Here is a 26,246-nt window from a genome sequence, read left to right on the forward strand (position 1 = left end):
CGAGGGGTTCATTGGCAGGGAAGCTGGTCACGCGCAACGGGCATTTGGTGCGCAATGTGATTAAGCGCCCTTGTCATCACACCATAATGTGATAGGCGAAGACGCATGAGCGACACGATCATCGAAAAAGTCCGCCGCATCGTCGACGAAGGCATCATGACCCGTGCCGGCCTCGCCCGCGCCGCCGGTCTCCACGCCAACACCTTGCGCGAGTGCGGGGAGGACGGCTGGAATCCCACCGCCGAGACGCTGGGCAAGCTCGACCGCTTCCTCACCGCCAACGACGATACGCCCGTTCTCGTCGGCATCGAGGAGATCATCGAGGAAGCGCGCAACGGGCGCATGTACATCCTCGTGGACGACGAGGACCGCGAGAACGAGGGCGATCTCATTATCCCCGCGCAGATGGCGACGCCGAATGCGATCAATTTCATGGCCACCCACGGGCGTGGCCTTGTCTGCCTCGCGCTCGGCAGCCGACGGGCGAAGGAGCTGGGGCTGGAGATGATGTCGGCGCGCAACCGTACCCGGCACGAAACCGCCTTCACCGTCGCCATCGAGGCGCGCGAGGGCGTGACGACCGGCATCAGCGCCGCCGACCGGGCGCGGACGGTTTCGGTCGCCATCGACTCCTCGAAGGGGCCGGACGACATCGTCACCCCCGGCCACGTCTTCCCGCTCGTCGCCCGCGACGGCGGCGTGCTTGTACGCGCCGGGCATACCGAGGCCGCGGTCGACATCAGCCGCCTCGCCGGGCTGAACCCTGCGGGCGTCATCTGCGAGATCATGAACGAGGACGGCACCATGGCCCGGCTCGACGACCTCGTCGGCTTCGCCCGCCGCCACGACCTCAAGATCGGCACGATCCGCGACCTCATCGCCTACCGCATGCGGCACGACCATCTCGTCACCCGCGCCAGCGAGGGCGATTTCCGCTCAGACTATGGCGGGGACTGGCGCGCGATCACCTATCGCAACACCGTCGACGGCTCGACCAACCTCGTGCTGCAAAAGGGCCATGTCGTCTCCGGCGAGCCGGTGCTGACGCGCATGCACGCCATCAGCGTGTTCGACGACGTGCTCGGCCGCCCGGGGGAGAAGAAGCGCGCTCTGCAACGCGCGATGAAGGCCATCGGCGAAGCGGGCAGCGGCATCATCGTGGTGCTGATGCCCAACCGCCCGCAGATGCTGGAGGACGAGGTTGCCGGTCTCGCCCGCAACCCCGGCGAACTGCGCGAATACGGCATCGGCGCGCAGATCCTCGCCGATCTCGGGGTCAGCGAGATGATCCTGCTGACCAATTCCAAACACAACGTGGTCGGGCTCGAGGGTTATGGCATAACCGTCGTCGAAGAACGCGCTATCCCGGAGTAAGCATGGCCCATTTCCTCATCGTCGAAGCGCGCTTCTACGCCCATCTCAATGACATGTTGATCGAGGGCGCGCGCGCCGCGCTGGAAGAGGTCGGGCATAGCGCGGAGGTCATCTCGGTACCCGGCGCGCTCGAGGTGCCCGGCACCATCGCTCTGGCGGCGGAGAGCGGGCGTTTCGACGGCTTCGTCGCCATCGGCGTCGTCATCCGCGGAGAAACCTATCACTTCGAGATCGTCGCCGGCGAAAGCGCGCGCGCGATCATGGCGCTGACGCTGGACGGGGTGGCGGTCGGCAACGGCATCCTCACCGTGGAGAACGAGGCGCAGGCGCTCGTCCGGGCGGACCCGGCGCAGAAGAACAAGGGCGGCGAAGCGGCGGAAGCGGCCATGCGGCTGCTCAAGGTGCGGGAGACGTTCGGTGGCTGACCATAGCTTCATCGCCGGCATTCCGCTGGTTCTCGGCGGCAACGTCTTCGGCTGGACCGCGAAAGGCGACAAAGGCCTCGCAGTGCTCGATGCCTTTTACGAGGCGGGCGGGCGGATGATCGACACCGCCGACGTCTATTCCGCCTGGGTGCCGGGGCACGAGGGAGGCGAGAGCGAGGCCGTTATCGGCAAGTGGCTCGCCTCGCGCGGCGTGCGCTCCGAGATGAAGATCCACACCAAGACCGGCATGTTGAGCGCGAAGAAGCCGAGCTCGCCGGGATCGATGGGCGATCCCTCGCTCTACGAACCGCGCGCGGTCATGGACCACCTCGACGCCTCGCTCGAGCGGCTGCAGACCGATTATCTGGATCTCTATTACGCCCACCGCGACTTCGAGGAGCTGGAGGTCGAGAGCATCGTCGATGTCTTCGATGCGACGGTCAAGAGCGGCAAGGTGCGCGCCATCGGCGCGTCCAACTTCCAGGCCGACCGTCTCACCGCCGCCCTCGCCCATGCCGATGCCAACGAGCTCGAACCGTTCCGCGCCTTGCAGAACCAGTACAACCTCGTCGCCCGCGACGACTACGGCCCGCGCCTGCAACAGCTTTGCACCGAGCGCGGCATTGCCATGCTACCCTTCTTCGGCCTCGCCGCGGGTTATCTCACCGGCAAGTACCGCCAGCCCGAGGATTTCGACAAAGGCCAGCGCGGCTACAGGACAAAGGATTACATGGAGAGCGGTCCGCCCGTGCTCGCCGCGATGGACGAGGTTGCCTCCGAAACCGGCGCCAGCCTGCCTGCCATCGCGCTCGCCTGGCTGGTGCGCCAGCCCGGCATCCCCGCACCCATCGCCAGCGCCCGCAACGTGGGCCAGCTGCGCGAGACGCTGGAATTCACGACGCTCGACCTGTCGGACGATCAGCTTGACCGGCTGACCCGTTCGCTGGCCTAGCGGCCCAGTCGCCCGAAGCAGCCCCTGCCGGCATAGAGCGCAGCGTCGCCCAGCTCTTCCTCGATGCGGATGAGCTGGTTGTACTTGGCAAGCCTGTCAGAGCGGGCGAGCGAGCCGGTCTTGATCTGGCCGCAGTTGGTGGCGACGGCGAGGTCGGCGATGGTCGCGTCCTCGGTCTCGCCACTGCGGTGGCTCATCACGGTGGTGTACCCGGCGCGGTGCGCGACATCGACGGCCTGCAATGTCTCGGTGAGCGTGCCGATCTGGTTGACCTTTACCAGCAGCGAATTGGCGAGCCCCTTGTCGATACCCATGCGCAGGCGTTCCGGATTGGTGACGAACAGGTCGTCGCCCACCAGCTGGACCTTGCCGCCGATGGCATCGGTCAGCGCGCGCCAGCCCTCGAAGTCGTCCTCGCTCATCCCGTCCTCGATCGAGCGGATCGGATAGTCCTCGCAAAGCTTCGCGAGGTAGGCGGCCATCTCGTCGGGGGTCAGCGAGAGGCTTTCGCCCGAAATCTCGTACTTGCCGCCGCGGAAGAACTCGGTCGCCGCGCAGTCGAGCGCGAGCACCACGTCCTCGCCCGGCTTGAAGCCCGCCTTTTCCACGCTCCCCATGATGAAGTCGAGCGCATCGCGGGTGCTGGCGATGTCCGGTGCGAAGCCACCCTCGTCGCCGACGGATGTCGCCAGGCCCTTCTCGTGCAGCCCCTTTTTCAGCGTGTGGAAGATTTCCGCGCCCCAACGCACGGCCTCGGCCAGCGTCGACGCGCCGACCGGCATGACCATGAATTCCTGAATGTCGATGGGGTTGTCCGCGTGCTCGCCGCCATTGACGATATTCATCATCGGCACCGGCAGGACGTGGGCGGAAACGCCGCCGACGTAGGCCCACAGCGGCATTCCGCGCGCTGCGGCCGCGGCCTTGGCCACCGCCATGCTGACGCCGAGGATCGCGTTGGCGCCCAACCGCCCCTTGTTGCCGCTGCCGTCGGCCTCGATCATCGCCATGTCGATGTCGCGCTGGTCCTCCGCATCGAAGCCGAGCAGCAGGTCCGCCAACTCGCCGTTCACGGCGGCCACCGCCTTCGTCACACCCTTGCCGAGAAAACGCGTAGCGTCACCATCCCGCAATTCCACAGCCTCGTGCGCGCCCGTCGACGCGCCGGAAGGCACCGCCGCCCGGCCGAAGCTTCCGTCCTCCAGCCATACGTCCACCTCGACCGTAGGATTACCCCGGGAATCGAGAATTTCGCGACCGTGAATGTCGAGGATGGCGGTCATGGGTCAGGCTCCGTCGGGTGGTGGGCGCATTGGGCTAGGCGCGGTCCCTATCCGCCGGAACCTTGCGCTGCAACATTCGTTAAATCCTTGAACGCGGGTGTATTGGATCCATAATACATCTCTTAGGGACACGAGCCGACCGAAGCATCGGTCACACGCGAAAGGAAGTACCAATGGACGACACGACGCCCAGCACCACCACCGGCACCGTCACTCCGCCGATGACGACGACGACCACGCCGACAACCAACCCCAATACGGCCGAAGCGAAGTCGCGTTTCAACGCCGCGCTCGACGAAGCCAAGGCGGGTGCCGCTGCGCTCGGTGACGAGGCGAAGCTGCGCGCCGGCCAGTATCGCGACGGCGCGAAGGCCAAGAGTGAGACCTGGTCCGCCGATGCCAAGGTCAAGGGCCGCGAACTGGCCGAGGACGGCAAGACCAAGGCCAGCGAGGCGCTGTCCGGTCTCAGCCGCGTGATCGACGAGAATGCCGCGACGCTGGATGAGAAGCTGGGCGCCAAATACGGCGACTACGCCCGCTCCGCCTCGCGCTCGCTGCAGGAAAACGCGCAGCGGCTCAACGAGCGCAGCCTCGACGAACTGACCGAGGACGGCCGCACCGCCATTCGCAACAGCCCGGTGGCCGCGGTCGGCATCGCCGCCGTGGTTGGCTTCTTCTTCGCCCGCCTGTTCCGCTGATCTAGGTGGCACTGGGACAGGACGACAGGCTCGATCCAGTGCCGCCCGGGGAGGACGACTTCGTCGCTCCTCCTCGCGGCGCTTCGGACGAGGCATTTGCGCCCGTGGATGAGCCTTTCTCATCCGCTGGGCGCCGCTCTCTCGTCGAGGATTTCGAAGCGCTGGTAAGTGACCTGCGCATCTATTTCGATGCCGAGATTGCTTTTCAGAAGACACGGGCCGCCTTCATGGCGGATTCGCTCAAGCGCACGATCGTGTTCGCCACGGTGGGAGCCTTCTTCGCCATGCTCGCGACGATCGGCCTCGCCATCGGTGCGATCATCGCGCTTACCCCGATCATTGGACCGTGGGCGGCAACTGCGCTTGTCGTGGTCGTCCTTCTGGTCGCAGCAGGCGTTTTCCTGTGGAAGGCCAGCGCATCCTGGAGCGGGATGATGCACGCGGTTCGCGACGACAAGACCGAGGAAAGCACGGATAATGGCTAAGATGCTTCGCGCTTTTCAAGAGGATCGCGCCATGCGCGATGCAGCTAAACGGCTCGTCGAAGCCGATTGGCGAAATCTTCGAGGTGGTTACGCCGAACGCGGACTGGGTGAGCGCCTGGTCGATCGCTTAAGCGAGGGCGCAAACGACCTCGCCGGTGACACTCGCGACTTTGCGGAGGATCACCCTGCCACCATCGGCACCGGAGTGGCGGTCGCCATAGCCGCTGCCGTCGGCTGGATGTTTCGGGACGAGATATCCGATAAATTGCAGGAATGGTGGGACCGCGACTGGTTCTGACGGAACCCCGCGCCCGATTTCGCCGTTCCATTTGCAGAACCCCAATTCTTTACCGGAGATACTCGATGACCGATCCGAAGCGCGAAGAAATCAAGGCTCGCATCGCCGCCGCGCAGGAGCGCGAGGCTGCGCTGGCCGAACGTTCCTTCGCCGAGCGTGCGGCCGACACCGCTTCCGACGCGACCGAGAAATTCACCGCTTTCGTCAAGGAACGGCCGCTGACCGCTGCCGCGGGCGGGCTCGTGCTGGGCGTGCTGATCGCCAGCCTGTTCAAGGCGCCGCGCCAGGCCGCCGCGCGTGGCGGTGCGAAGGCCGTTGGCCTTGCCGCCGTGGGTGCGGAGATCGCCAGCGCCTTCGCCGCAAACCTGCTCGACGATGCGAGCGACATCGGCAAGGCCGGTGCGCGCCGCGCGGGAGACCTTTCCGACACCATGGGCGACCGCGCCCGCTCGCTGGGCCGCTCGGCGACGCATCGTCTGGGCGACACGGCGGACGCCGCGCGCATCGCCCGCCGCGAGACCGGCAAGGCGATTGCGCGCGCAGTGGGTCGCCGCTGAGCCCAATTCCCGTGCTTTAACCGCTTGCGCGCCCCGTCGGCATTGCCGATAGGGCGCGCATTCACGTTTCAGCTTTCAGGAAGTTCCAGATGTCCGACCACCAGCCCCAGCTTCTCCACCTCGTTCTAGGCGGCCGGGTCACCGACCCGCAGAAGGTCGAGTTTCAGGATCTGAAGGACATCCACACGGTGGGCTACTTCGCCGATTACGCCAGCGCGGAAGAGGCCTGGCGCGGCTGGGCCCAGCGCACGGTCGACGATGCGGAGATGAAATACGTCATCGTCCACCTGCACAAGCTGCTGGAGCCGGACCTGAAGGGCAAGTAAGCCCGGCTCGCACCAATAGGGCTCAGATGAACTCTATTTTCTCGATCAGGTAGAACTTTTCGCCGCTGGGTACGGTCACCTCGACCTCGTCGCCCACGCTCTTGCCGATGAGGCCCCGCGCGAGCGGGCTCTCGTAGCTGATGCGGCCGACCTTCGCGTCGCTCTCCGCTTGGCCGACGATCTGGTATTTCAGCGGCTTGTCGTCCTCGTCCAGAACCGTGACCGTCGCACCGAACACCACCTTGTCGCCCGACAGACTGGCCGGATCGATGATCTGCGCGCGGCTGGTCTTGTCCTCCAGCTCGGCGATCTGAGCCTCGACCTGGCCCTGGCGTTCCTTGGCGGCGTGATATTCGGCGTTCTCCGAGAGGTCGCCGTGGGCGCGCGCTTCCTCGATAGCGTCGACGATCTTGGGCCGCTCGGCCCGCAATGCCTTGAGATCGGCGGTCAGCTTCTCGTAGCCTTCCGCCAGCATCGGCACTTTCTGCATCGCTAAATCCTGACTTTCCCCAGCCTCCCGTCAAAAGCACCCTTCCCCGCCGGAATGGCGGATCAGGAGTTCGGCTATCGCGGGAGAGACGTTCTAATTCTCAGCTATAATAGTCCTGCAGGCTCCTGACTGCAAGATCGTCCGCCGAAACCGAGACTATAGCCTGTGCCGCCGCCGCCGATGCCGCCGCCGTCGTGTAGTACGGTACCTTCATCGAAAGCGAGGACGCGCGGATGGACTGGCTGTCCTTGTGGCTCTGCCAGCCCTCGGTGGTGTTGAACACCAGCGCCACTTCGCCGTCGTCGATCAGGTCGACGATGTGCGGGCGCCCCTCGGCAACCTTGTTGACCCGCTCCACCGCCACGCCGTGATCGGCCAGGTAGTCGCGCGTGCCGCCGGTCGCGACGACACGGAAGCCATGCTCGACGAGCGTGCGCACGGGGGCGACGATGTTGGCCTTGTCGCTGTCCTTCACGCTGACGAACAGCGTCCCGGATCCCGGCAGATTCGATCCTTCACCCATCTGCGCCTTCGCATAGGCCGTGGCAAAATCCCTATCGATTCCCATGACTTCACCGGTGGACTTCATTTCCGGTGACAGCACCGGGTCGGAGCCGGGGAAACGGGCGAAGGGGAAGACGGCTTCCTTGACCGCGACGTAATCGAACTCGCGCTTGATCGCCGGCAGGTCGGCCAGCTTCTCGCCCGCCATGATGCGCGCGGCGATGGCGGCGACGGGCTGGCCGATGGCCTTGGCGACGAAGGGCACGGTGCGGCTGGCGCGCGGGTTGACCTCGATGAGGTAGACCTCGCCGTCCTTCACCGCGAACTGCACATTCATCAGGCCGACCACATTTAGCGCGCGGGCCAGTTCGTGTGCCTGGCGCTCCATTTCGGCCACGATCTCGGCGGGCAGAGAATAGGGGGGCAACGAGCAGGCGCTGTCGCCCGAGTGGACGCCGGCCTCCTCGATGTGCTGCATGACGCCGGCGACGACCACGTCCGTGCCGTCGCACAGCACGTCGACGTCGCACTCGATGGCATCGCGAAGGTATTCGTCGACCAGCACCGGGCTGCTCCCCGATACCTCGACCGCGGTGGCGATGTAGTCGTCGAGCTGCGCGTCGCTGTCGACGATCTCCATCGCCCGGCCGCCAAGCACGTAGCTGGGGCGCAGCAGCACCGGGTACCCGATGTAGTGCGCGCGGGCCATCGCCTCGTCGCGGCTGTAGGCGATGCCGTTCTTGGGCTGCTTGAGACCCAGCTTGTTGACCAGCTTGGCGAAGCGTTCGCGGTCTTCGGCAAGGTCGATGGCATCGGGGCTGGTGCCCAGGATCGGGATGCCCGCCTTCTCCAGCGCGCCCGCGAGCTTGAGCGGAGTCTGCCCGCCGAACTGCACGATCACGCCCTTCAAGGTGCCGCGGCTGTGCTCGACGCGCAGGATTTCCAGCACGTCCTCGGCGGTCAGCGGCTCGAAATAAAGGCGGTCGGAGGTGTCGTAGTCGGTGCTGACCGTCTCCGGGTTGCAGTTGACCATGATGGTCTCGTAGCCGGCCTCGGCCAGCGCGTAGCAGGCGTGGACGCAGCAGTAGTCGAACTCGATGCCCTGCCCGATGCGGTTGGGGCCGCCGCCGAGGATGACGATCTTCTCGCGGTCGCTCGGCCAGGCCTCGTTCTCGGCCTCGCCGAAGCTGGGCGTCTCGTAGGTCGAGTACATGTAGGGCGTCACCGCCTCGAACTCGGCGGCGCAGCTGTCGATGCGCTTGAAGACGGGGAGCACGCCCAGCTTCTGGCGCAGCTTGCGGACCTCGTCCTCGCTGGTGGCCCCGGCCATGGCGCGCAGGGCATCGTGGAGCAGGCCGGAGCGGCGCGCCTGCGTTTCCGCAAGGCCGCCCGCCACGCCGACGCTGCGCACCGCCAACGTGGCGAGGCGCTTGTCGGAGAAACCCATGGCCTTGAGGCGGCGCAGCTCGTCGGCGGTATTCGGCAGACCATTCTGGCCGATCATGCCCTCCTCGTGGATGATCTCGCAGATCTGGCGCAGGAACCACTTGTCGTAGTGGGTGATGGCGTGGATGTCCTCCACGGTGAAGCCTTCGCGGAAGGCCTGGCCCACGACCAGCAGGCGTTCGGGTGTCGCCTTGCTGAGCGCGGCGGTCACCTCGTCGCGGCTCGCGCCTTCGAGGTTCTGCACGCGGTTGAATCCGTCGAGCCCGGTTTCGAGGCCGCGCAGGGCTTTTTGCAAGCTCTCCTTGAAGCTGCGGCCGATGGCCATGACCTCGCCGACTGACTTCATCGCGGTGGAGAGCTGGTTGTCGGCGCCCTTGAACTTCTCGAACGCGAAGCGCGGGATCTTGGTGACGACGTAGTCGATCGTCGGCTCGAAACTGGCGGGCGTGGCGCCGGTGATCTCGTTGGTGATTTCGTCGAGCGTATAGCCCACCGCCAGCTTTGCCGCGACGCGGGCGATGGGGAAGCCGGTGGCCTTGGATGCCAGTGCGCTGGAGCGCGAGACGCGCGGGTTCATCTCGATGACGATCAGCCGCCCGTCCTTCGGATTGACCGCGAACTGGACGTTGGAACCCCCTGTTTCCACGCCGATTTCCCGCAGCACCGCGATGCTGGCGGTGCGCATGATCTGGTATTCCTTGTCGGTCAGCGTCAGCGCCGGGGCGACGGTGACGGAATCGCCGGTGTGGACGCCCATCGGATCGACGTTCTCGATGGCGCAGACGATGATGGCGTTGTCCGCTTTGTCGCGGACAACCTCCATCTCGAACTCCTTCCAGCCGAGCAGGCTTTCTTCGATCAGCACCTCGGTGGTGGGGCTGGCGTCGAGGCCGGACTTCACGATGCGCTCGAACTCGGCCTTGTTGTAGGCGACGCCGCCGCCCGTGCCGCCGAGCGTGAAGCTGGGCCGGATGATCGAGGGCAGGCCCGTGCGCTCGAGGATCTCCAGCGCCTCGGCCATGGTGTGCGCCACGCCGCTGCGCGCGCTTTCGAGGCCGATCCTGTCCATCGCCTCGCGGAAGCGCTGGCGGTTCTCCGCCTTGTCGATGGCATCGGCCTTGGCGCCGATCATCTCGACCCCGTGCTCGGCCAGCACGCCCATTTCCTCCAGCTTCAGGGCGCAGTTCAGGGCGGTTTGCCCGCCCATCGTAGGTAGCAGCGCGTCGGGCTTCTCTTTGGCGATGATCTTGGCGACGATCTCGGGCGTGATCGGCTCGATATAGGTCGCGTCCGCCATGTCCGGATCGGTCATGATCGTGGCGGGGTTGGAGTTCACCAGCACAACGCGATAGCCGTCCTCGCGCAAGGCCTTGATCGCCTGCGTGCCGGAATAGTCGAACTCGCAGGCCTGCCCGATGATGATGGGACCGGCGCCGATGACGAGGATGGAAGAGATGTCAGTGCGTTTGGGCATTGGTGCTTTCGTCTGCAATTAGATCAACCAAGTCCGTAGACCACGACACTTGTGAAGGCATGGCAGGACTCGTCAGTCGGGAAAGTTGGTATCCATCAGGAAGGTTTTCGACGAGGCAAGCTTGTTGGTTTTCGGACAATTGTTGAGCGAAAAGCCTCTCAGGCATAACGCCGCCGATATCGTTTGCATTTCTGATTGCATATCGATCGATCTCACATTGCTCGGCGACCATCGCAATTCGCAAGACCGGTCGGCCATCTATCATTTCGACAGGGTCATTCAGTGGTGGCCCTGCATGGACGCCGTAGAATTTTGGATCGAGCCGTTGCGACATCTCAACATCAGGCATGAAAGCAACCCAATTGGCTGCTACTTCTTCGACATCGACTTCTGCGTTGCGATTGGATTGTTCGACAACAGCCGTTGCTGGCTTCAACAAGAAAAAAGCGGCGTTTCCTGCGATGAGCAAGAGCGCAATTGTAACAAGAAGTGGGCGTCGCTTCACCCCAACATCCCCACGAACTTCTCGAAGAGGTAGAAGCTGTCCTGCGGTCCCGGGCTCGCTTCCGGATGATACTGCACTCCGAAGGCCTTCTTGCCGCTGATCGCGATGCCGCAGTTCGAGCCGTCGAACAGCGAGACGTGGGTCTGCTCCACGCCCTCGGGCAGGGTATCCGCATCGACCGCGAAGCCGTGGTTCATGCTGGTGATCTCGACGAGGCCCGTCGTGTCGCCCCAGGCCTCGCCCACGCGCTGGACCGGGTGGTTCGCGCCGCGGTGGCCCTGGTGCATCTTCATCGTCTTCGCGCCCGCTGCCAGCGCCAGCATCTGGTGGCCGAGGCAGATGCCGAACAGCGGCACGTCCGCCTCCAGCAGCGCCTTGATGACGGGCACGGCGTAGTCGCCTGTCGCCGCCGGATCGCCGGGGCCGTTGGAGAGGAACACGCCGTCGGGCTTCAGCGCCATGACCTCGTCGAACGAGGTTTTCGCCGGCACCACCGTCACCCGCGCCCCGGCGCGCACGAGGTTGCGGAAGATGTTGTCCTTGCTGCCGTAGTCGATGGCGACGACGTGCGGGCGCTTGTCGTCACGCGGGCTGCGGCCATAGCCCTGCCCCAGCCGCCAGTAATTGCCTTCCCAGCCCTCCTGGTGCTCGCGGCTGACGCGCTGGGCGAGGTCCATGCCCTCCAGCCCCGGCCATTCCATCGCGCGCTGGAGCAGCGCATCGATGTCGAACCTGCCCTTGGGATCGTGCGCGATCACCGCGTTGGGCGCGCCGTTCAGGCGAATGCGGCGCGTGAGCGCGCGGGTATCGACGCCGGAGACGCCGATTTTCCCCAAGTCCTTCATCCATTCGACGAACTGCCGCTCCGCGCGGAAGTTGGAATGCTCGGTCACCGGCTCGCGCACCACGCAGCCGACCGCGCCCTCGACCCGGCTCTCCACATCCTCGGCATTGGTGCCGACGTTGCCGATGTGCGGAAAGGTAAAGGTGACGATCTGCGCGGCGTAGCTGGGGTCCGTCAGCACCTCCTGATAGCCGGTCATCGCGGTGTTGAAGCAGACCTCGCCCACGGCCGAGCCGCTGGCGCCGAAGCCCTTGCCCCAGACCACCGTGCCGTCGGCGAAGACGATCACGCCCGTCGCTCCCTTGGGTTGCGCGTGCGAAGAGGCGAGAAAGGCCATGGTGGCTCCCGTTGGATATTGGACCGGCGATGTGTGCTAAGTCCCAGCGGCTAGGGACGCTTGGCGTTCCCGTCAACCGGCTTTCTGGCACGGCGCTTGGCTTATCCACGCGAGGGGCTACATGGAGCGCGACAAGCCACTCGAATTGCAGGATAGCCCGATGCTGAGGGACACCATCAAGACCGAAACCGTCGCCGCGATGAAGGGGGGCGACCGCCCACGCACCGCCGCGCTGCGGCTGATCGCCGCCAAGATCAAGGACCGCGACATCGAACTGCGCACCGGAAAGCCGGTGGAGGACGACGACGCGCTGGTGGTCGACGTGCTGCAGAAGATGGCCAAGCAGCGCCGCGAATCGATCCAGATGTACGAGGAAGGCGGTCGCACCGAACTCGCCGAACAGGAAAAGGGCGAACTCGCGGTCATCGAGGAGTTCCTGCCGCAGCAGATGGACGAGGGCGCCACCAAGGCGGCGATCGAGGCGATCAAGGCCGAGACCGGCGCTGCCGGCATGAAGGACATGGGGCGCGTGATGGCCGAACTGAAGGCGCGCCACGGCAAGGAGCTCGACATGGGCCGGGCCAGCGGCTGGGTGAAGGAGTCGCTCTCGTGAAGCATACTGTTCTCGCACTGCCGCTGATGCTGGCGCTCGTCGCCTGCAACAGCGAGCCCGATCCCCAGACGCTCGCCTCTCCCACCCCGACGCCCACCGTCGCCGGGCCGCGCACGCTGATCGCCGCTGGGTTCGACGAGCAGAAGCTCGGCCCGCGCATCGTGGGGCCGGACGGGGACGAGGTGACGAGCACGGTCAGCTTCGAGGGCCGCGACATCGCCGAAATCGTATCCTACGTCGCTTGCCCGCCCATCGAGGTGCCCGAGACGAGCAGCGAGCGGCCAGCTCCGCCCGCTCCCATCTCCACCACCGGCGAGAATGACGGCAACGTCGCCGACTTCACCAATGTCTGCGAGCCCGGGATGCAGGGCGAAGGCGCGCTGTTCACCTACGTTCACCGCGTCACGCCCGCCGAAGGCGCGGATGGCCCCGTCCTCAGCTTCCGCACCAGCCGCCGCGCCACCGGCTTTGCCAACGCCATCGGCTTCGACCGCGATCAGGCCGAGGCGGCGCTGGGCGAAGGCTATGCCATCGGCGTGCAGATCGACAACGGCCAGCTTATCTGGCGCATCGAGAAGGGCGACGGCTGGACCGCGGGCGAGGAAATCACCTTCTTCTGGCAGAGCGAACTGCCGCCCGAAGGCCCGGCCGAGGCCTACGAGATCGAAACCGCCGAAGGCCGCGCCCGAGGCTCCGGTCCCTGGCCGCCCGCCATGCCCGAGCCGGAAGGCACGGAGAACCTCCCGGCGGAATGATCTAGGTGGCGCTCTCCCCGCAATGGCTGGACGAGCTGCGCTCGCGCATCACCTTGTCGACCCTCGTCGGGCGTAGCACCAAGCTGACGCGCGCGGGGCGCGAGTGGAAGGCGTGCTGCCCGTTCCACTCGGAGAACACGCCCAGCTTCTACGTCAACGACCAGAAGGGCTTCTACCACTGCTTCGGCTGCCAGGCCCACGGCAGCGCCATCGACTGGATGATCGAGCAGCGCGGGCTGGAGTTCATGGACGCGGTGAAGGAGCTGGCGGCGGAGGCCGGGATGGAGGTCCCCGCCCCCGATCCGCGCGCGGCCAGGGCAGCGGAAAAGCGGGCAAGCCTGCATGACGTCATGGCCGCCGCGCAGGACTGGTTCGTCGCCCGCCTCGCCTCGGACGAGGGTGTGGGCGCGCGCGAATATCTCGCCCGGCGCGGCCTCACCCAGCGCACGATAGAGTACTTCGGCTTCGGCTACGCGCCCGACGACAAGCAGGCGATGGTGAAGGCGCTTGGCCGGTTCGACACCGCCATGCTGGTCGAGGCCGGTTTGCTGATCGATGTCGAGGAAAAGCTGCCCTACGCGCGCTTTCGCGGCCGAGTGATGCTGCCGATCCACGATGCACGCGGACGGGTGATCGCGTTTGGCGGGCGTATCCTCGAGGATCGGGATGGTGTCGCCAAGTACCTCAACAGCCCCGACACGCCGCTGTTCGACAAGGGTCGCACGCTCTACAATCTTCACCGCGCCGGACCTGCATCGCGCAAGACCGATCGGGTGATCGCGGTCGAGGGCTACATGGACGTGGTCGCGCTGGCGCAGGCAGGCATCGAGGATGCCGTCGCGCCGATGGGCACCGCGCTCACCGAGAACCAGATCGAGCTGCTGTGGCGCATGGCGGACAAACCCGTGGTCTGCTTCGACGGCGATGCCGCCGGTCGCCGCGCCGCCATGCGCGCCGCCGAACGGGTGCTGCCGCTGCTGCGCCCCGGCCATTCGCTGAACGTCGTCACCCTGCCGCAAGGCCTTGATCCGGACGACCTCGTCAAGCAACAGGGCGCGTCGGCGATGGAGAAGTTGCTGGCCGAGCCGAAGTCGCTGGTGGACCTCGTCTGGGAACACGAACACGCCGCCCTCCCCCTCGCCTCGCCCGAGGACAAGGCGGGCCTGAAGGCGCGGCTGCTGGGTCACGTCGATGCCGTCGGCCATCCCGACATCCGCTCGCTCTACCGGCGCGAGTTGCTCGATCGCTACGGCAGCTTCGCCTTTCCCAAGCGCGAGTTTGCGCCCCGCCAGTTCACGCCCGGAAGGCGGTTCGGCAAGCCCGGCCCGCAGCCGCAAACCCCGCAGGTCACCGAGCGGTTGCGCAAGGCCGCAGGCGGCGCGTTTCGCGACATGCTCGCCCAGGCCGTGCTCAACGGCTTCCTGCGCCATCCTGACCAGATCCATACCCACGCCGACAGTCTCTTGGCGCTGGGCGAGAGTGACCGCGATGTCGCAGCAGCAGTTGATTTTCTGCTCGAGAACGCCGCCGCGCTTGAAGCCGGGGCGAATCCGCCCATATCTGCGACAGGCATCCTGCCTCCGCCGCCGGATAAAGCCCGCTTCTCCTTCCTGATGGAAGGTTCCGATCCGGACGACGCGCGACAGGATCTTGCCGAGGCAGTATCCCTGCTGGTCGAGAGGCCGGCACTCGATGCGGCAATCGCGGCGGCGACACGGCGCTTCGATACCGATCCGGAAGGCGCTTTCGCCGAGCAGCAACGCTTGCGGAAACGAAAGCTGGAAATCGAGTCGCGTCTGGGGCAGATGGCGCGCGAACGTGCCGCCCGGACCGCGTCCGAGGCGGCCGAGGAGCATTCAGCGTCCTTCTCCGTTGAGGGAGAAGCGACGGAACAGGAAACGGATTGACCGGGCGATAATGGCGAGCAAACCCACCAAGACGAACGACGCGGCCGACGATGCACCGCTGATCGACCTCAATGAGAGCTCGATCAAGAAGATGATCGCGAAGGCCAAGCGCAAGGGCTACATCACCTACGATGAGCTCAACGAGGCGCTGCCTTCGGGCGAGATGAGCTCCGACCAAATCGAGGACATCCAGTCCGCGCTTTCCGACATGGGCGTGCAGATCGTCGAGAGCGCCGAGGATGCCGAGGACGAGGAAGACGAGGGCCCCGAGGAGATCGCGCCCACCGGATCCGAATCGCAGGGCGAGGCCAAGCAGCACGTTCCCGAGAAGAAGAAGTCCGTTGCCGGCGAGGGCCGCACCGACGACCCCGTGCGGATGTACCTGCGCGAGATGGGCGCGGTAGAACTGCTCAGCCGCGAGGGCGAGATCGCCATCGCCAAGCGCATCGAGGCGGGCCGCGACACCATGATCATCGGGCTGTGCGAAAGCCCGATCACCTTCCACGCCATCATCATGTGGTCCGAGGCGCTGAATTCGGAAGAAATGCAGCTGCGAGAGATCCTCGACCTCGATGCCATGCTGTCGAAGGAACCGCCGGTCGACAAGATGTCGGAAGACGGCGAGGAAGACGACGACGACGGCGAGATTTCGGAGGCGACCGCAGGTCCGACCATTCGCGAGGACGACGAGGTCGAAGACCACGAGGAGGACGGCGACGAGGACGAGGACGGCGAAGGCTCTTCGTCGAAGCGGCGCGACGACGACGACGAGGAAGACAACACCATGTCCCTCGCTCAGATGGAAGCCGCGTTGAAGCCGGAGGCGCTGGAGCGCTTCGCCAAGATCACCAGCCTCTTCAAGACCTTCGAGAAGCTGCAGAACGAGCGCGTCGAGGTGCTGGCGAGCGGCGAAGCCTTCCCCGCCGCAAAGGAAGCCAAGTACGAGGCGCTGCGCGAGGAACTGACGGCCGAGGTCGAGTCCGTGCAGTTCCACGCGACCAAAATCGAGTACCTGGTCGACAACCTCTATGCCTTCAACCGCCGCCTGACCGCGCTCGGCGGGCAGATGCTGCGCCTGGCCGAGCGGCACAAGGTCAAGCGCATCGACTTCCTCGAAAGCTACGTCGGCAACGAGCTCGACGACGGCTGGATGAAGGCCAAGGCCAAGAAGGACAAAAAGTGGCAGGCCTTCGCCGAGAACGAGGCCGACGCCATCGAGCGCATCCGCGTTGAGATCGCCGACATCGCCAGCCAGACCGGCATGAGCCTCGACGAGTTCCGCCGCATCGTGAACATGGTGCAGAAGGGCGAGCGCGAGGCCCGTATCGCCAAGAAGGAAATGGTCGAGGCGAACTTGCGCCTCGTCATCTCAATCGCGAAAAAGTATACGAACCGCGGCCTGCAATTCCTTGATCTCATTCAGGAAGGCAATATCGGCCTGATGAAGGCGGTCGACAAGTTCGAGTACCGTCGCGGCTACAAGTTCAGCACCTATGCCACCTGGTGGATCCGGCAGGCGATCACCCGCTCGATCGCCGACCAGGCGCGCACGATCCGCATCCCGGTCCACATGATCGAAACGATCAACAAGCTGGTCCGCACCTCCCGCCAGTTCCTCCACGAGCAAGGCCGCGAGCCCACGCCCGAGGAGATGGCCGAGCGTCTTTCCATGCCGCTCGAGAAGGTGCGCAAGGTGATGAAGATCGCCAAGGAGCCGATTTCGCTCGAGACGCCCATCGGCGACGAGGAAGACAGCCACCTTGGCGATTTCATCGAGGACAAGAACGCCGTTATCCCGGTGGACGCGGCGATCCAGGCGAACCTCAAGGAAACCGTCACCCGCGTGCTCGCCAGCCTCACCCCGCGCGAGGAGCGCGTGCTGCGCATGCGTTTCGGCATCGGCATGAATACCGATCACACGCTGGAGGAAGTCGGCCAGCAGTTCTCGGTCACTCGCGAACGCATCCGCCAGATCGAGGCCAAGGCGCTGAGGAAGCTCAAGCACCCGAGCCGCAGCCGCAAGATGCGCAGCTTCCTCGACCAGTAGGGCCTTACCCGCTCGCGGCGCTCCTGCGCCGGGCGCAACAATTCGCAGGCCGGGCGGGCTGAGGCTCGCCCGGCCTCTTTCCTTTTTCCCGGCCCCCGTGGCCGAACCATCAGAGTTTTCAGCAATGACCATCGCCAACCTACCTCCCGCGCTTGCCGCGACCATCGCTGAACGCGGCTACGAGGAGCTGACGCCCGTCCAGTCCTCCGTTCTGGCCGAGGAGGCCGCCGGGCGCGATCTCATTGTCTCGGCGCAGACCGGATCGGGCAAGACTGTCGCCTTCGGCCTCGCCATGGCCGACCAGCTCATCGGCGGCGCAGGCTTCGTCGAGCCGGCGGACGGTCCTGCCGCGCTGATCGTCGCCCCCACGCGCGAACTGGCGTTGCAGGTCAGCCGCGAACTGACGTGGCTCTACGCCCAAGCCGGGGCGCGCGTCGTCACCTGCGTCGGCGGCATGGATGCGAGCAAGGAACGGCGCAACCTGCAACGCGGGGCGCACATCGTGGTCGGTACGCCCGGCCGCCTGCGCGACCACCTGGAGCGCGGCGCGCTGAACCTCTCCGAGCTCAAGGTCGCGGTGCTCGACGAGGCGGACGAGATGCTCGACATGGGCTTCCGCGACGAGCTGGAGGAAATCCTCGATTCGACGCCCGAGGGCCGCCGCACCTTGCTGTTCTCGGCCACGCTGCCGAGCCAGATCGTCAACCTAGCCCGCCGCTACCAGAACGATGCCCTGCGCATCTCCACCGTCGGCGACAGCCGCGGGCATGGCGATATCGCCTATCAAGCCGTCACCGTCAGCCCGCACGAGATCGAGAACGCGGTCGTCAACCTGCTGCGCTATCACGAGGCGGACACGGCGATGCTGTTCTGCGCCACGCGCGACAACGTGCGTCATCTCCACGCCACCCTGCAGGAGCGCGGCTTCGCGGTCGTGGCGCTATCGGGCGAGCACACGCAGGCCGAACGCAACCAGGCCATGCAGGCGCTGCGCGACCGTCGCGCGCGGGTCTGCGTGGCGACCGACGTCGCCGCGCGTGGGATCGACCTGCCGAGCCTCAGCCTCGTCATCCACGTCGAGATTCCGCGCGATCCCGAGGCGCTCCAGCACCGGTCCGGTCGCACGGGTCGTGCGGGCAAGAAGGGCACCGCCGTCATCGTCACCCCCTACCCGCGCCGTCGCCGGGTGGAGACTCTGCTGCGGCAGGCCAAGGTCGAGGCCGAATGGACCGACGCGCCCACCGCCGCGATGATCCGCAAGCAGGATCACGAGCGCCTGCTCGAGCGGCTGATGCAGCCGGTCGAAAGCGACGACGAGGACCGCGCGCTCGCCGAGCGGCTGATGGCGGGCAAGAGCGCCGAGGACATCGCCCTTGCCCTCGTCTCCGCCCATCGCTCTTCGATGCCGCAGCCCGAGGAGCTGGCCGAGAACACGCCCGAGGCCCGCGCCGCCGCCAAAGCCGAACGTCACCGCCCCGGCTTCGAGGACGTGCAGTGGTTCCGCCTCTCCGTCGGCCGCCGCCAGAATGCCGAGGCGCGCTGGATCCTGCCGCTCGTCTGCCGCCGCGGGCATATCTCGCGCAACGAGATCGGCGCCATCCGCGTGGGACCGGAAGAGACCTTCGTGCAGATTCCCACGGCCATCGCCGACCGCTTCGCCGATGCCGTCATGCGCACCGCCGCGGCCGAAATCTCCGCCGGCGAGGAGAGCATCGCCATCGAGCGCAGCGCCGAGGGCCCGCGCATGGAAGCGCGCCAGAACCGCCGCGCCGGGCGCACCGACAACGCAGGGAACTCCGCCCGGCCGCGCGTCGATGCCAAGCCGCATCGCAAGGGCAAACCGTTCGGCGACCGCAAGCCCGGCAAGCCCGGCTTCAAGGGCAAGACCTTCAAGCCGAAAGGGCCGCCCCGCGCGCGCGGTTGACGCATTCCTCGCGCCAGCAGAGCCACTTGTCGGGGACAAAGGGCATTTGCGGTGGCGGGTCGCGGGTCGAGGCTCTATGTGGCGCGGCATCGCAAGCTGCCCCGCGGAGATCCTGACGTCATGCGTATCGCCATCGCTTCCGACCACGCCGCCGTGGGTCTCAAAGCCGAATTGCGGGACTGGCTGATCGAGGCCGGACACGAAGTTGCCGATCTCGGCCCGCACGACGAGAGCAGCGTCGACTATCCGGACTACGGCTACAAATTGGCCGAGGTCGTCGCGGACGGCACGGCGGAGCGCGGCGTGGCCCTGTGCGGCAGCGGCATCGGCATCGCCATCGCGGTCAACCGCAATCCGGCCGTGCGCTGCGCGTTGGTGAGCGAGCCGCTATCCGCCGAGCTTTCCCGTTCGCACAATGACGCCAACGCCATCGCCATGGGCGCGCGGCTGATCGGCCCGGAAATGGCCAAGGCCTGCCTCACCGCCTTCCTCTCCACCGATTTCCTTGGCGACCGCCACCAGCGCCGCGTCGACAAGCTGCACTACACCGTTCAGGAGTCCGCCCAATGAGCACCCAGCCCGCCGCCTCCGCCTCGCCGCTCGACCGCTTCTGGCACGATAGCCTGGAGGAGGCCGATCCCGCGATCTTCGGCCTGATCGGCAAGGAACTGGGCCGTCAGCGCCACGGTATCGAGCTCATCGCCAGCGAGAACATCGCCAGCCCCGCCGTGCTCGAGGCCTGCGGCAGTGTGTTCACCAACAAGTATGCGGAAGGCTATCCCGGCAAGCGCTACTACGGCGGCTGCGAGTTCGCCGACGAGGTCGAGACGCTTGCCATCGAGCGGGCAAAGCAGCTGTTCGGCTGCCAGTTCGCCAACGTTCAGCCCAATTCCGGCAGCCAGATGAACCAGGCGGTGTTCCTCGCCCTGCTCAACCCCGGCGACACCTTCATGGGTCTCGACCTCGCCAGCGGCGGGCACCTGACCCACGGCTCGCCCGTCAACATGAGCGGCAAGTGGTTCAACGTCGTGCCCTACGGCGTGCGGCGCGAGGACTGCCTGATCGACATGGACGAGGTGCGACGCCTAGCACACGAGCACAAGCCCAGGCTCATCATCTGCGGCGGCACCGCCTATCCGCGCCTTTGGGACTTCGCCGAATTCCGCCGCATCGCCGACGAGGTGGGCGCCGTGCTGCTGGCGGACATGAGCCATTTCTCCGGGCTGGTGGCGGGCCATGCGCACCCCTCGCCCTTCCCCCACGCGCACATCGTCACCAGCACCACGCACAAGAGCCTGCGCGGTCCGCGCTCGGGCATCATCCTGTGGAACGACGAGCAGTTCACCAAGCCGCTCAACATGGCGATCTTCCCCGGCCTTCAGGGCGGCCCGCTGATGCACACCATCGCCGGCAAGGCCGTGGCCTTCGGCGAGGCGCTGCGGCCGGAATTCCGCGCCTATGCCGCCGCCATCGCGGAGAACGCCAAGGCGCTTGCCAGCAGCCTGCAGGAACATGGGCTGAGCGTGGTTTCGGGCGGGACCGACAACCATCTCGTCCTGCTCGACCTGACCTCCACCGACGTTACCGGCAAGGCGGCGGAAAAGGGCCTCGACCGCGCGCTGCTGACCACGAACAAGAACGCCATCCCCTTCGATCCTCGCTCTCCCTTCGTCACCAGCGGCGTGCGCCTCGGTACGCCTGCGGGCACGACGCGCGGTTTCGGCGTGGCCGAGTTCCGCCGCATCGGCGCGCTGATCGCCGACGTCGTTTCCGGCATGAGCCGCAACGGCGAGGACGGGGACGCGCAGGTGGAAGAGCGCGTGCGCCGCGAAGTGAGCGAGCTGTGCGAGGCCTTCCCGGTCTATCCAGGCCGCTAATCTCGCGCGCCTTGCCATCGCAGGGCGCAATGGCCATGTGGCGCAAGGGACGAGCGGGACCAGGCGGCCCGCCAGCAATTCGTAAAGGTAACAGGCCCATGACCGACCCGCGACGCGACGACGACCCCATCGACCGCTACATCCTCAAGGATGCGGTCGAGGAAGCCAAGGCCATGGGCCGCGAGGGCATGGCCCATCCCAGCACCAAGCCCGTCCTTATCGGCGCGGGCGTGGGCGCGGTGGCGGCGGGCATCCTGCCCATCGTCACCTGGCCGATCGGCCTCATCGCGGGTGCGGGCTTCATGCTGTACAAGCGCGTGCGCCCGTAACCTGCCATGCGATGTCCCTACTGCGCGCATGACGACAGCCAGGTAAAGGATTCGCGCCCCACCGAGGACAGCGCCGCGATCCGTCGCCGCCGCCAGTGCGAGGGCTGCGGCGCGCGCTTCACCACCTTCGAGCGCGTGCAACTGCGCGAGGTGACGGTGGTGAAATCCGGCGACCGCCGCGAACCTTTCGACCGCATGAAGCTGGAGCAATCGGTGGCCCTCGCCTGCCGCAAGCGCGGGGTCGAGCAGGATCGGCTCGACCGCCTGGTGTCCGGCATCCAGCGGCAGGTGGAAACCGCGGGCGAGAGCGAGGTGCCGTCCTCGCGCATCGGCGCGCTGGTTATGGACGGCCTCAGGCAGATCGACTCCGTCGCCTACATCCGCTTCGCATCCGTCTATCGCGACTTCTCCGAGGCGCGCGATTTCGAGGAATTCGCCAGCTCGGTAAAGGACGTCGGGGGCGACGCGGGTGTCTGACGACGGGAGTCCCGTCATCGTGCTGGTCCGCCCGCAACTGGGCGAGAACATAGGCAAGGCGGCACGGGCAATGCTCAATTTCGGGCTGACGGAGATGCGCCTCGTCGCCCCGCGCGACGGCTGGCCCAACCCCGCCGCCGGCCCCGCCGCCTCGGGCGCAGACGTGGTGCTGGAACGCGCAAAGGTATTCGAGACGACGGCCGAGGCCGTAGCCGATTGCGCCCACGTCTATGCCACTACCGTCAGGAAGCGCGGCGTGACCAAGCCCGTGCTCACGCCGGAACAGGCTGCGCGTGAGGTACCCGCGCAGGCCGGGCGCAGCGCCTTCCTGTTCGGACCGGAACGATCGGGCCTGGAAACCGAGGACGTGGCGCTGGCCCGCACCATCGTGACCGCCCCGATCAATCCTCAGTTCGGCTCGCTCAACCTGGCGCAGGCGGTGATCCTCGTGGCCTACGAGCTTTCCAAGACTGCGGACCTCGCCGTGCCTACTGCCGAGGACCTGCTTCCACCTGCCCCGCAGGAGGAACTGGAGGGATTGATCGGGCATCTCGAAAAATTGCTCGAACCGCGCAACTACTTCTTCCCCGAAGCGCGTGCCGAAGCCAGCCGACTGACCCTGCGCGGTCTGCTGACCAAGCCCGGCTGGAACCACCTCGAAGTGCGGACCATGCGCGGCGTCCTCTCGACGCTGGAAAAGGCAAGGCGCGAAGACAACTGACAATTCTGCTCAGACTGCCTATAGCGCTTATTCGCTCGAAGGAGACTTGCGATGAACCTGCTTGCATTGGCCTCTATGTCGGTCGTCATCATGCCTGTCGCTCTCGATGCCGAAATCTTGCGGCAGCCAGAGACGTTCGTGTCGCCTGCCGGGCGGATACTGATCGAAGCCGGTGCGCAAGCGCGGCTCTACTGCATGGACCTGCCAGAAGGTCGTTTCGACTACAGCAGGGCCTGTATTACCGCGGACGAATGGCAGCAGGTTTCGGACCGCATCGCGCAGGACGAATCGGCAGACCGTCGCTTCCGCGCGATACTTCAGGCGCACAACTCCGCCTCGCGCCCTGCCCTGCGCTGACATACCGCATCACTCTAATCTTCTGTTCCGCCCTCGCTTGACTTCACCGCGCACGCCGCTATGTGCGCGCCTTCGCGATTATTGGCTCCGCATCCCGGTGAAGCGGTGGCCGCGCCTGGCAGATCGGCCAGGTGGTGCGATGCCGGGTTGAAGCGCCACCGCTGGGGTGGCGACAGCAAATCGAAGGACACGTCTCATGACGAAGCGCACCAGCGCCAAGCACAAGCTCGACCGCCGCATGGGCGAGAACATCTGGGGTCGCCCGAATTCCCCGGTCAACAAGCGTTCGTACGGCCCCGGCCAGCACGGCCAGCGCCGCAAGGGCAAGATGTCCGACTTCGGCCTGCAGCTGCGCGCCAAGCAGAAGCTGAAGGGCTACTACGGCGACGTCACCGAAAAGCAGTTCAAGGCCACCTACAAGGCTGCCGCCGCCATGAAGGGCGACACCGGCATGAACCTGATCGGTCTGCTTGAGCGTCGCCTCGACATGATCGTCTACCGCGCCAAGTTCGCGCCGACGATCTTCGCCGCCCGCCAGATCGTGTCGCACGGCCACATCCGCGTTAACGGCGTGAAGTGCAACATCGCCAGCCGTCGCTGCGACGTGGGCGATGTCATCTCGCTGGGCGACAAGGCCAAGGAAATGGCGCTGGTGATCGAGGCGCAGAGTCTGCCCGAGCGCGAGATTCCCGATTACGTCAGCACCGACGGCAACGACAAGGTGACCTTCACCCGCGTGCCGACGCTGGACGAGGTGCCCTACCCGGTGCAGATGGAACCGAACCTGGTGGTCGAGTTCTACTCGCGCTGATCCGGCCTTTCGCCAGACGCAAACGAGGCGGTCCCAAGGGGCCGCCTTTTTTGTTTGGTTCCAAGGTTCTGCGTGGAACTCGAAGGCCGTTCGCGCGTCATCGATTCAGGATGCGCCAGTACCGCTACATCACCAAAAATCGTTGCGGCAAATGGTACGATGCGCTGCCCTTGGCGCAGGCCTTTGCGGGGCGGATCGGCGCAGGGTTCCTCGATGCCGCGGGCACCTTCGTCCCCTACCGCGGCACGGTGCTGGAAATCCGCCAGAAGCCGCCGGGCGCCGACAAGCCTGCCGCCTAGGCCGTGCCGGCCAACCCGTAATCGCTGCGGAAAGTCGCGGCGAACTGGGTGAAAGAGCCTGCCGCGATGGCATCGCGCATGGCCTGCATAAGCTGCTGGTAGAAGCTCAGGTTGTGCTCGGTCAGCAGCATGGCGCCCAGCATCTCGCCCGACTTGGTCAGGTGATGCAGATAGGCGCGGCTGTAGGTGGCGCAGGTGGGGCAAGTGCAACGCGGATCGAGCGGGGAGAGATCCTCGGCGTGGCGGGCATTCCTGAGGTTGACGGGGCCGCCCCAGGTGAAGGCCTGCCCGTTGCGGCCCGAACGGGTCGGCAGCACGCAGTCGAACATGTCCACCCCGCGTTCCACTGCGCCCACGAGGTCGTCGGGCTTGCCCACGCCCATCAGGTAACGCGGCGCATCCTCCGGCAGCATGGCGGGAGCGAAGTCGAGGGTGGCGAACATGGCCTCCTGCCCCTCCCCCACGGCGAGGCCGCCGATCGCGTAGCCGTCGAAGCCGATCGCGCGCAAGGCCTCGGCGGAGCGGGCGCGCAGCCCTTCGTCGAGCGCCCCCTGTTGAATGCCGAAGAGCGCGCTTCCGGCGGCGTGATCGCCCCCGGCATCGAAGGCATCGCGACTGCGCTGCGCCCAGCGCATCGATAGCTCCATGCTCGCCTCGATCTCGGCCAGCGGGCGGTCGGCGCGTGGACATTCGTCGAAGGCCATCACGATGTCGCTGCCGAGCAGGCGCTGGATCTCCATGCTTCGCTCGGGGCTCAGCATGTGCTTCGATCCGTCGATATGGCTGCGGAACTCCACGCCCGCTTCGGTGAGCTTGCGCAGGTCTGAAAGGCTCATGACCTGGTAACCGCCGCTGTCGGTCAGGATCGGCCGATCCCAGTGCATGAAACGGTGCAGCCCGCCCAGACGCGCCATGCGCTCCGCGCCGGGTCGCAGCATCAGGTGATAGGTGTTGCCAAGGATGATGTCCGCTCCGGTCGCCCGCACGGCCTCCGGCTTCATCGCCTTCACCGTGGCGGCTGTGCCCACGGGCATGAAGGCGGGCGTGCGGATAGTGCCGCGGCGCATGGCAATTGAGCCCGTGCGCGCCTTCCCGTCCGTTGCCGAGACGGTGAAGCGGAAGCGCGGCCGGCCGGCAGGAAGCTCAGAAGCCATAGACCAGCGTGAAGCGCGTGAGAGTGTCGGTGCTCACCGCCGAGGCAGGCGGATTGCTGTCGTACTTGATATTCCACGAAGCGCGGGCCGACAGCCGGTCGCTGATCGCCGCTTCCAGGCCGGTCGTGGCGTTGAGCGTGGTGTTGGATCCATCCACGACCAGTAGCGCCTCGCCGCCCGTCTCCACGGTGGAATTGGCATCCTGCGTCAGCTTGATGGCGGGGCTCACCTGCCATTTGAAATCCACGCCCGCGAGAGCGGCGAGGCGGCTGGCGCTGGTGCCGTCGAACCGGCGGGTGACGCGGTAGGCGGGGCCGGCCTGCACGTTGAGTTCCGCCGCATCGCTGTCGATCACGCGATAGCCCAGCCCGCCGGAGAGCGAGTAGCGCCCGGAATACCCTTGCAGCCGATCGCGCTCGTACTGTGCCAGTCCATAGGCGAACATCCGCTCCGATACGGTGTAGCGCGGCTCGTAACGGGCGAGCAATTGCTCGCGCGAGGTGTCGCCGTCGCTGCGGCGATAGTCGGCGGACAGCCGCAGTCGATGTTCCCAGTCGATGCCCTGGCGTTGCAGGGCAAGCGCTGCGGATACGCCGATCTCGTTGCTGTTGCCGGAGGATTGGAACCCGCCGATCTGGCCCTCGCCGCTCCAGTTGTCGAACAGCCCGGCCTGGCGGATCTCGGCTTGCCGGGCAGCGGCCTGCCGGGCGGCAAGCTCCGCCGTCCGGGCGCGGTAATCGGCGAGCAGAGTATCGATCTCGGCCGCGTTCGCGGGAAAGGCGGTGCGCGCGGCGGCTGTCACCGCCTCGACGGCGCTAGCGTCGCCCCCGACAATCGCGGCCTCGATCATGGCCCGCGCCGCGTCGGGCAGGGGCAGATCCTGCGCGGCGGCCGGAGCGGCAAGGAGCAGGACGGGCAGGCAGGCGGTAGCAAAACGGGTCACGGCGAGGCCCTTAGCGGCTCGACGCGCAAACGAG

The 26,246-nt window shown here is 66.3% G+C and carries 28 protein-coding genes; 21 read left to right on the plus strand and 7 right to left on the minus strand.

Translation table 11 applies throughout. The features are described from left to right. Nucleotides 1-105 precede the first annotated feature (105 nt). From ribB to AAW00_RS04025, 3 genes are read left to right on the plus strand one after another with little or no spacing between them, the layout of a single operon-like run. A complete protein-coding gene (gene ribB, locus AAW00_RS04015) occupies nucleotides 106-1,374 on the plus strand; it encodes a 3,4-dihydroxy-2-butanone-4-phosphate synthase (RefSeq protein WP_047002990.1) in 1,269 nt (422 codons plus the stop codon). Between the two features lie 2 nt (nucleotides 1,375-1,376). Further along, nucleotides 1,377-1,799 carry a 6,7-dimethyl-8-ribityllumazine synthase gene (gene ribH / locus AAW00_RS04020; protein WP_047002991.1) on the plus strand — a complete coding sequence of 141 codons (423 nt, stop codon included), beginning with the start codon at nucleotides 1,377-1,379 and terminating at the stop codon, nucleotides 1,797-1,799. After that, nucleotides 1,792-2,751, plus strand: a complete 960-nt coding sequence (locus AAW00_RS04025; protein WP_047002992.1) for an aldo/keto reductase — start codon at nucleotides 1,792-1,794, stop codon at nucleotides 2,749-2,751. Before ribH ends, AAW00_RS04025 begins: the two co-directional genes overlap by 8 nt. Here AAW00_RS04025 and eno read toward each other — a convergent pair. Beyond that, nucleotides 2,748-4,034 carry a phosphopyruvate hydratase gene (gene eno, locus AAW00_RS04030; RefSeq protein WP_047002993.1) on the minus strand — a complete coding sequence of 429 codons (1,287 nt, stop codon included), beginning with the start codon at nucleotides 4,032-4,034 and terminating at the stop codon, nucleotides 2,748-2,750. The two genes, AAW00_RS04025 and eno, sit on opposite strands and share 4 nt — an antisense overlap. A gap of 173 nt (nucleotides 4,035-4,207) precedes the next feature. Here eno and AAW00_RS04035 point away from each other — a divergent pair, with 173 nt between their 5' ends. The 5 genes from AAW00_RS04035 (at nucleotide 4,208) to AAW00_RS04055 (ending at nucleotide 6,398) form a co-directional block, all read left to right on the plus strand. Continuing rightward, nucleotides 4,208-4,732: a hypothetical protein gene (locus AAW00_RS04035; protein ID WP_241461622.1), complete on the plus strand. Its 525-nt coding sequence runs from the start codon at nucleotides 4,208-4,210 to the stop codon at nucleotides 4,730-4,732. 104 nt (nucleotides 4,733-4,836) lie between these two features. Then, nucleotides 4,837-5,217: a phage holin family protein gene (locus tag AAW00_RS04040; RefSeq protein ID WP_047002994.1), complete on the plus strand. Its 381-nt coding sequence runs from the start codon at nucleotides 4,837-4,839 to the stop codon at nucleotides 5,215-5,217. 31 nt (nucleotides 5,218-5,248) lie between these two features. Continuing rightward, the gene (locus AAW00_RS04045; RefSeq protein ID WP_156169914.1) at nucleotides 5,249-5,515 is read left to right on the plus strand and encodes a hypothetical protein; all 267 of its coding nucleotides are present in this window, start codon (nucleotides 5,249-5,251) and stop codon (nucleotides 5,513-5,515) included. A gap of 65 nt (nucleotides 5,516-5,580) precedes the next feature. Further along, complete coding sequence (locus AAW00_RS04050; RefSeq protein WP_047002996.1) at nucleotides 5,581-6,072, plus strand: hypothetical protein; 492 nt, start codon at nucleotides 5,581-5,583, stop codon at nucleotides 6,070-6,072. Between the two features lie 89 nt (nucleotides 6,073-6,161). Continuing rightward, nucleotides 6,162-6,398, plus strand: a complete 237-nt coding sequence (locus tag AAW00_RS04055) for a DUF4170 domain-containing protein (protein ID WP_047002997.1) — start codon at nucleotides 6,162-6,164, stop codon at nucleotides 6,396-6,398. Between the two features lie 22 nt (nucleotides 6,399-6,420). Here the strand turns inward: AAW00_RS04055 and greA are convergent, their stop codons facing one another. The 4 genes from greA to carA all read right to left on the minus strand — a co-directional run bounded on the left by greA (nucleotide 6,421) and on the right by carA (nucleotide 11,998). Next, nucleotides 6,421-6,888: a transcription elongation factor GreA gene (greA, locus tag AAW00_RS04060; protein WP_047002998.1), complete on the minus strand. Its 468-nt coding sequence runs from the start codon at nucleotides 6,886-6,888 to the stop codon at nucleotides 6,421-6,423. Nucleotides 6,889-6,988: 100 nt separating this feature from the next. Next, nucleotides 6,989-10,312, minus strand: coding sequence for a carbamoyl-phosphate synthase large subunit (gene carB / locus AAW00_RS04065; RefSeq protein WP_047002999.1), 3,324 nt, complete (start codon nucleotides 10,310-10,312; stop codon nucleotides 6,989-6,991). Then, the gene (locus tag AAW00_RS14865) at nucleotides 10,296-10,817 is read right to left on the minus strand and encodes a hypothetical protein (protein WP_156169915.1); all 522 of its coding nucleotides are present in this window, start codon (nucleotides 10,815-10,817) and stop codon (nucleotides 10,296-10,298) included. Before AAW00_RS14865 ends, carB begins: the two co-directional genes overlap by 17 nt. Further along, a complete protein-coding gene (gene carA, locus AAW00_RS04075; RefSeq protein ID WP_047003001.1) occupies nucleotides 10,814-11,998 on the minus strand; it encodes a glutamine-hydrolyzing carbamoyl-phosphate synthase small subunit in 1,185 nt (394 codons plus the stop codon). Before carA ends, AAW00_RS14865 begins: the two co-directional genes overlap by 4 nt. A 160-nt stretch (nucleotides 11,999-12,158) precedes the next feature. On the opposite strand from carA, the gene AAW00_RS04080 reads away from it, so the two are divergent. The 13 genes from AAW00_RS04080 to AAW00_RS04140 all read left to right on the plus strand — a co-directional run bounded on the left by AAW00_RS04080 (nucleotide 12,159) and on the right by AAW00_RS04140 (nucleotide 24,115). Then, entirely contained in the window at nucleotides 12,159-12,611 is a 453-nt protein-coding gene (locus tag AAW00_RS04080) for a GatB/YqeY domain-containing protein (RefSeq protein ID WP_047003521.1), read from the plus strand. Continuing rightward, nucleotides 12,608-13,366: a hypothetical protein gene (locus AAW00_RS04085; RefSeq protein ID WP_241461623.1), complete on the plus strand. Its 759-nt coding sequence runs from the start codon at nucleotides 12,608-12,610 to the stop codon at nucleotides 13,364-13,366. Before AAW00_RS04080 ends, AAW00_RS04085 begins: the two co-directional genes overlap by 4 nt. Before the next feature lie 5 nt (nucleotides 13,367-13,371). Beyond that, a complete protein-coding gene (dnaG, locus tag AAW00_RS04090; protein WP_047003003.1) occupies nucleotides 13,372-15,273 on the plus strand; it encodes a DNA primase in 1,902 nt (633 codons plus the stop codon). Nucleotides 15,274-15,283: 10 nt separating this feature from the next. Next, the gene (gene rpoD, locus AAW00_RS04095) at nucleotides 15,284-17,320 is read left to right on the plus strand and encodes an RNA polymerase sigma factor RpoD (protein ID WP_047003004.1); all 2,037 of its coding nucleotides are present in this window, start codon (nucleotides 15,284-15,286) and stop codon (nucleotides 17,318-17,320) included. A gap of 124 nt (nucleotides 17,321-17,444) precedes the next feature. Continuing rightward, nucleotides 17,445-19,244 carry a DEAD/DEAH box helicase gene (locus AAW00_RS04100; protein ID WP_047003005.1) on the plus strand — a complete coding sequence of 600 codons (1,800 nt, stop codon included), beginning with the start codon at nucleotides 17,445-17,447 and terminating at the stop codon, nucleotides 19,242-19,244. A 120-nt stretch (nucleotides 19,245-19,364) separates the two neighbouring features. Then, entirely contained in the window at nucleotides 19,365-19,814 is a 450-nt protein-coding gene (gene rpiB, locus AAW00_RS04105; RefSeq protein ID WP_047003006.1) for a ribose 5-phosphate isomerase B, read from the plus strand. Continuing rightward, on the plus strand, nucleotides 19,811-21,121 hold the full coding sequence (glyA, locus tag AAW00_RS04110; RefSeq protein ID WP_047003007.1) for a serine hydroxymethyltransferase: 1,311 nt from the start codon (nucleotides 19,811-19,813) through the stop codon (nucleotides 21,119-21,121). Before rpiB ends, glyA begins: the two co-directional genes overlap by 4 nt. A gap of 98 nt (nucleotides 21,122-21,219) precedes the next feature. After that, the gene (locus tag AAW00_RS04115; RefSeq protein ID WP_047003008.1) at nucleotides 21,220-21,450 is read left to right on the plus strand and encodes a hypothetical protein; all 231 of its coding nucleotides are present in this window, start codon (nucleotides 21,220-21,222) and stop codon (nucleotides 21,448-21,450) included. 6 nt (nucleotides 21,451-21,456) lie between these two features. Further along, the gene (nrdR, locus tag AAW00_RS04120; RefSeq protein ID WP_047003009.1) at nucleotides 21,457-21,927 is read left to right on the plus strand and encodes a transcriptional regulator NrdR; all 471 of its coding nucleotides are present in this window, start codon (nucleotides 21,457-21,459) and stop codon (nucleotides 21,925-21,927) included. Next, nucleotides 21,920-22,648, plus strand: a complete 729-nt coding sequence (locus AAW00_RS04125) for an RNA methyltransferase (protein ID WP_047003010.1) — start codon at nucleotides 21,920-21,922, stop codon at nucleotides 22,646-22,648. Before nrdR ends, AAW00_RS04125 begins: the two co-directional genes overlap by 8 nt. Before the next feature lie 51 nt (nucleotides 22,649-22,699). Then, nucleotides 22,700-23,005: a hypothetical protein gene (locus AAW00_RS04130; RefSeq protein ID WP_047003011.1), complete on the plus strand. Its 306-nt coding sequence runs from the start codon at nucleotides 22,700-22,702 to the stop codon at nucleotides 23,003-23,005. Nucleotides 23,006-23,201: 196 nt separating this feature from the next. After that, complete coding sequence (gene rpsD / locus AAW00_RS04135) at nucleotides 23,202-23,816, plus strand: 30S ribosomal protein S4 (RefSeq protein ID WP_047003012.1); 615 nt, start codon at nucleotides 23,202-23,204, stop codon at nucleotides 23,814-23,816. A gap of 110 nt (nucleotides 23,817-23,926) precedes the next feature. Then, entirely contained in the window at nucleotides 23,927-24,115 is a 189-nt protein-coding gene (locus AAW00_RS04140; protein ID WP_047003013.1) for a hypothetical protein, read from the plus strand. Here AAW00_RS04140 and tgt read toward each other — a convergent pair. Together tgt and AAW00_RS04150 are read right to left on the minus strand one after the other, a co-directional pair. Further along, entirely contained in the window at nucleotides 24,112-25,269 is a 1,158-nt protein-coding gene (gene tgt, locus AAW00_RS04145; protein ID WP_047003014.1) for a tRNA guanosine(34) transglycosylase Tgt, read from the minus strand. The genes AAW00_RS04140 and tgt overlap by 4 nt on opposite strands. After that, the gene (locus AAW00_RS04150; RefSeq protein WP_047003015.1) at nucleotides 25,259-26,212 is read right to left on the minus strand and encodes a DUF481 domain-containing protein; all 954 of its coding nucleotides are present in this window, start codon (nucleotides 26,210-26,212) and stop codon (nucleotides 25,259-25,261) included. Before AAW00_RS04150 ends, tgt begins: the two co-directional genes overlap by 11 nt. Nucleotides 26,213-26,246: the final 34 nt, after the last annotated feature.

The sequence above is a fragment of the Aurantiacibacter luteus genome, assembly GCF_001010945.1.
In the GTDB taxonomy this organism is placed as follows: Bacteria; Pseudomonadota; Alphaproteobacteria; order Sphingomonadales; family Sphingomonadaceae; genus Alteraurantiacibacter; species Alteraurantiacibacter luteus.

Bases quoted from the DNA above. Each gene is read 5' to 3' on its own strand.
- ribB (WP_047002990.1), top strand. From the start codon at position 106: ATGAGCGACACGATCATCGAAAAAGTCCGCCGCATCGTCGACGAAGGC.
- ribH (WP_047002991.1), top strand. From the start codon at position 1,377: ATGGCCCATTTCCTCATCGTCGAAGCGCGCTTCTACGCCCATCTCAAT.
- eno (WP_047002993.1), bottom strand. From the start codon at position 4,034: ATGACCGCCATCCTCGACATTCACGGTCGCGAAATTCTCGATTCCCGG.
- AAW00_RS04035 (WP_241461622.1), top strand. From the start codon at position 4,208: ATGGACGACACGACGCCCAGCACCACCACCGGCACCGTCACTCCGCCG.
- AAW00_RS04045 (WP_156169914.1), top strand. From the start codon at position 5,249: ATGCGCGATGCAGCTAAACGGCTCGTCGAAGCCGATTGGCGAAATCTT.
- AAW00_RS04050 (WP_047002996.1), top strand. From the start codon at position 5,581: ATGACCGATCCGAAGCGCGAAGAAATCAAGGCTCGCATCGCCGCCGCG.
- AAW00_RS04055 (WP_047002997.1), top strand. From the start codon at position 6,162: ATGTCCGACCACCAGCCCCAGCTTCTCCACCTCGTTCTAGGCGGCCGG.
- greA (WP_047002998.1), bottom strand. From the start codon at position 6,888: ATGCAGAAAGTGCCGATGCTGGCGGAAGGCTACGAGAAGCTGACCGCC.
- carB (WP_047002999.1), bottom strand. From the start codon at position 10,312: ATGCCCAAACGCACTGACATCTCTTCCATCCTCGTCATCGGCGCCGGT.
- carA (WP_047003001.1), bottom strand. From the start codon at position 11,998: ATGGCCTTTCTCGCCTCTTCGCACGCGCAACCCAAGGGAGCGACGGGC.
- AAW00_RS04080 (WP_047003521.1), top strand. From the start codon at position 12,159: ATGCTGAGGGACACCATCAAGACCGAAACCGTCGCCGCGATGAAGGGG.
- rpoD (WP_047003004.1), top strand. From the start codon at position 15,284: ATGGCGAGCAAACCCACCAAGACGAACGACGCGGCCGACGATGCACCG.
- AAW00_RS04100 (WP_047003005.1), top strand. From the start codon at position 17,445: ATGACCATCGCCAACCTACCTCCCGCGCTTGCCGCGACCATCGCTGAA.
- rpiB (WP_047003006.1), top strand. From the start codon at position 19,365: ATGCGTATCGCCATCGCTTCCGACCACGCCGCCGTGGGTCTCAAAGCC.
- glyA (WP_047003007.1), top strand. From the start codon at position 19,811: ATGAGCACCCAGCCCGCCGCCTCCGCCTCGCCGCTCGACCGCTTCTGG.
- AAW00_RS04115 (WP_047003008.1), top strand. From the start codon at position 21,220: ATGACCGACCCGCGACGCGACGACGACCCCATCGACCGCTACATCCTC.
- nrdR (WP_047003009.1), top strand. From the start codon at position 21,457: ATGCGATGTCCCTACTGCGCGCATGACGACAGCCAGGTAAAGGATTCG.
- AAW00_RS04130 (WP_047003011.1), top strand. From the start codon at position 22,700: ATGAACCTGCTTGCATTGGCCTCTATGTCGGTCGTCATCATGCCTGTC.
- rpsD (WP_047003012.1), top strand. From the start codon at position 23,202: ATGACGAAGCGCACCAGCGCCAAGCACAAGCTCGACCGCCGCATGGGC.
- AAW00_RS04140 (WP_047003013.1), top strand. From the start codon at position 23,927: ATGCGCCAGTACCGCTACATCACCAAAAATCGTTGCGGCAAATGGTAC.
- tgt (WP_047003014.1), bottom strand. From the start codon at position 25,269: ATGGCTTCTGAGCTTCCTGCCGGCCGGCCGCGCTTCCGCTTCACCGTC.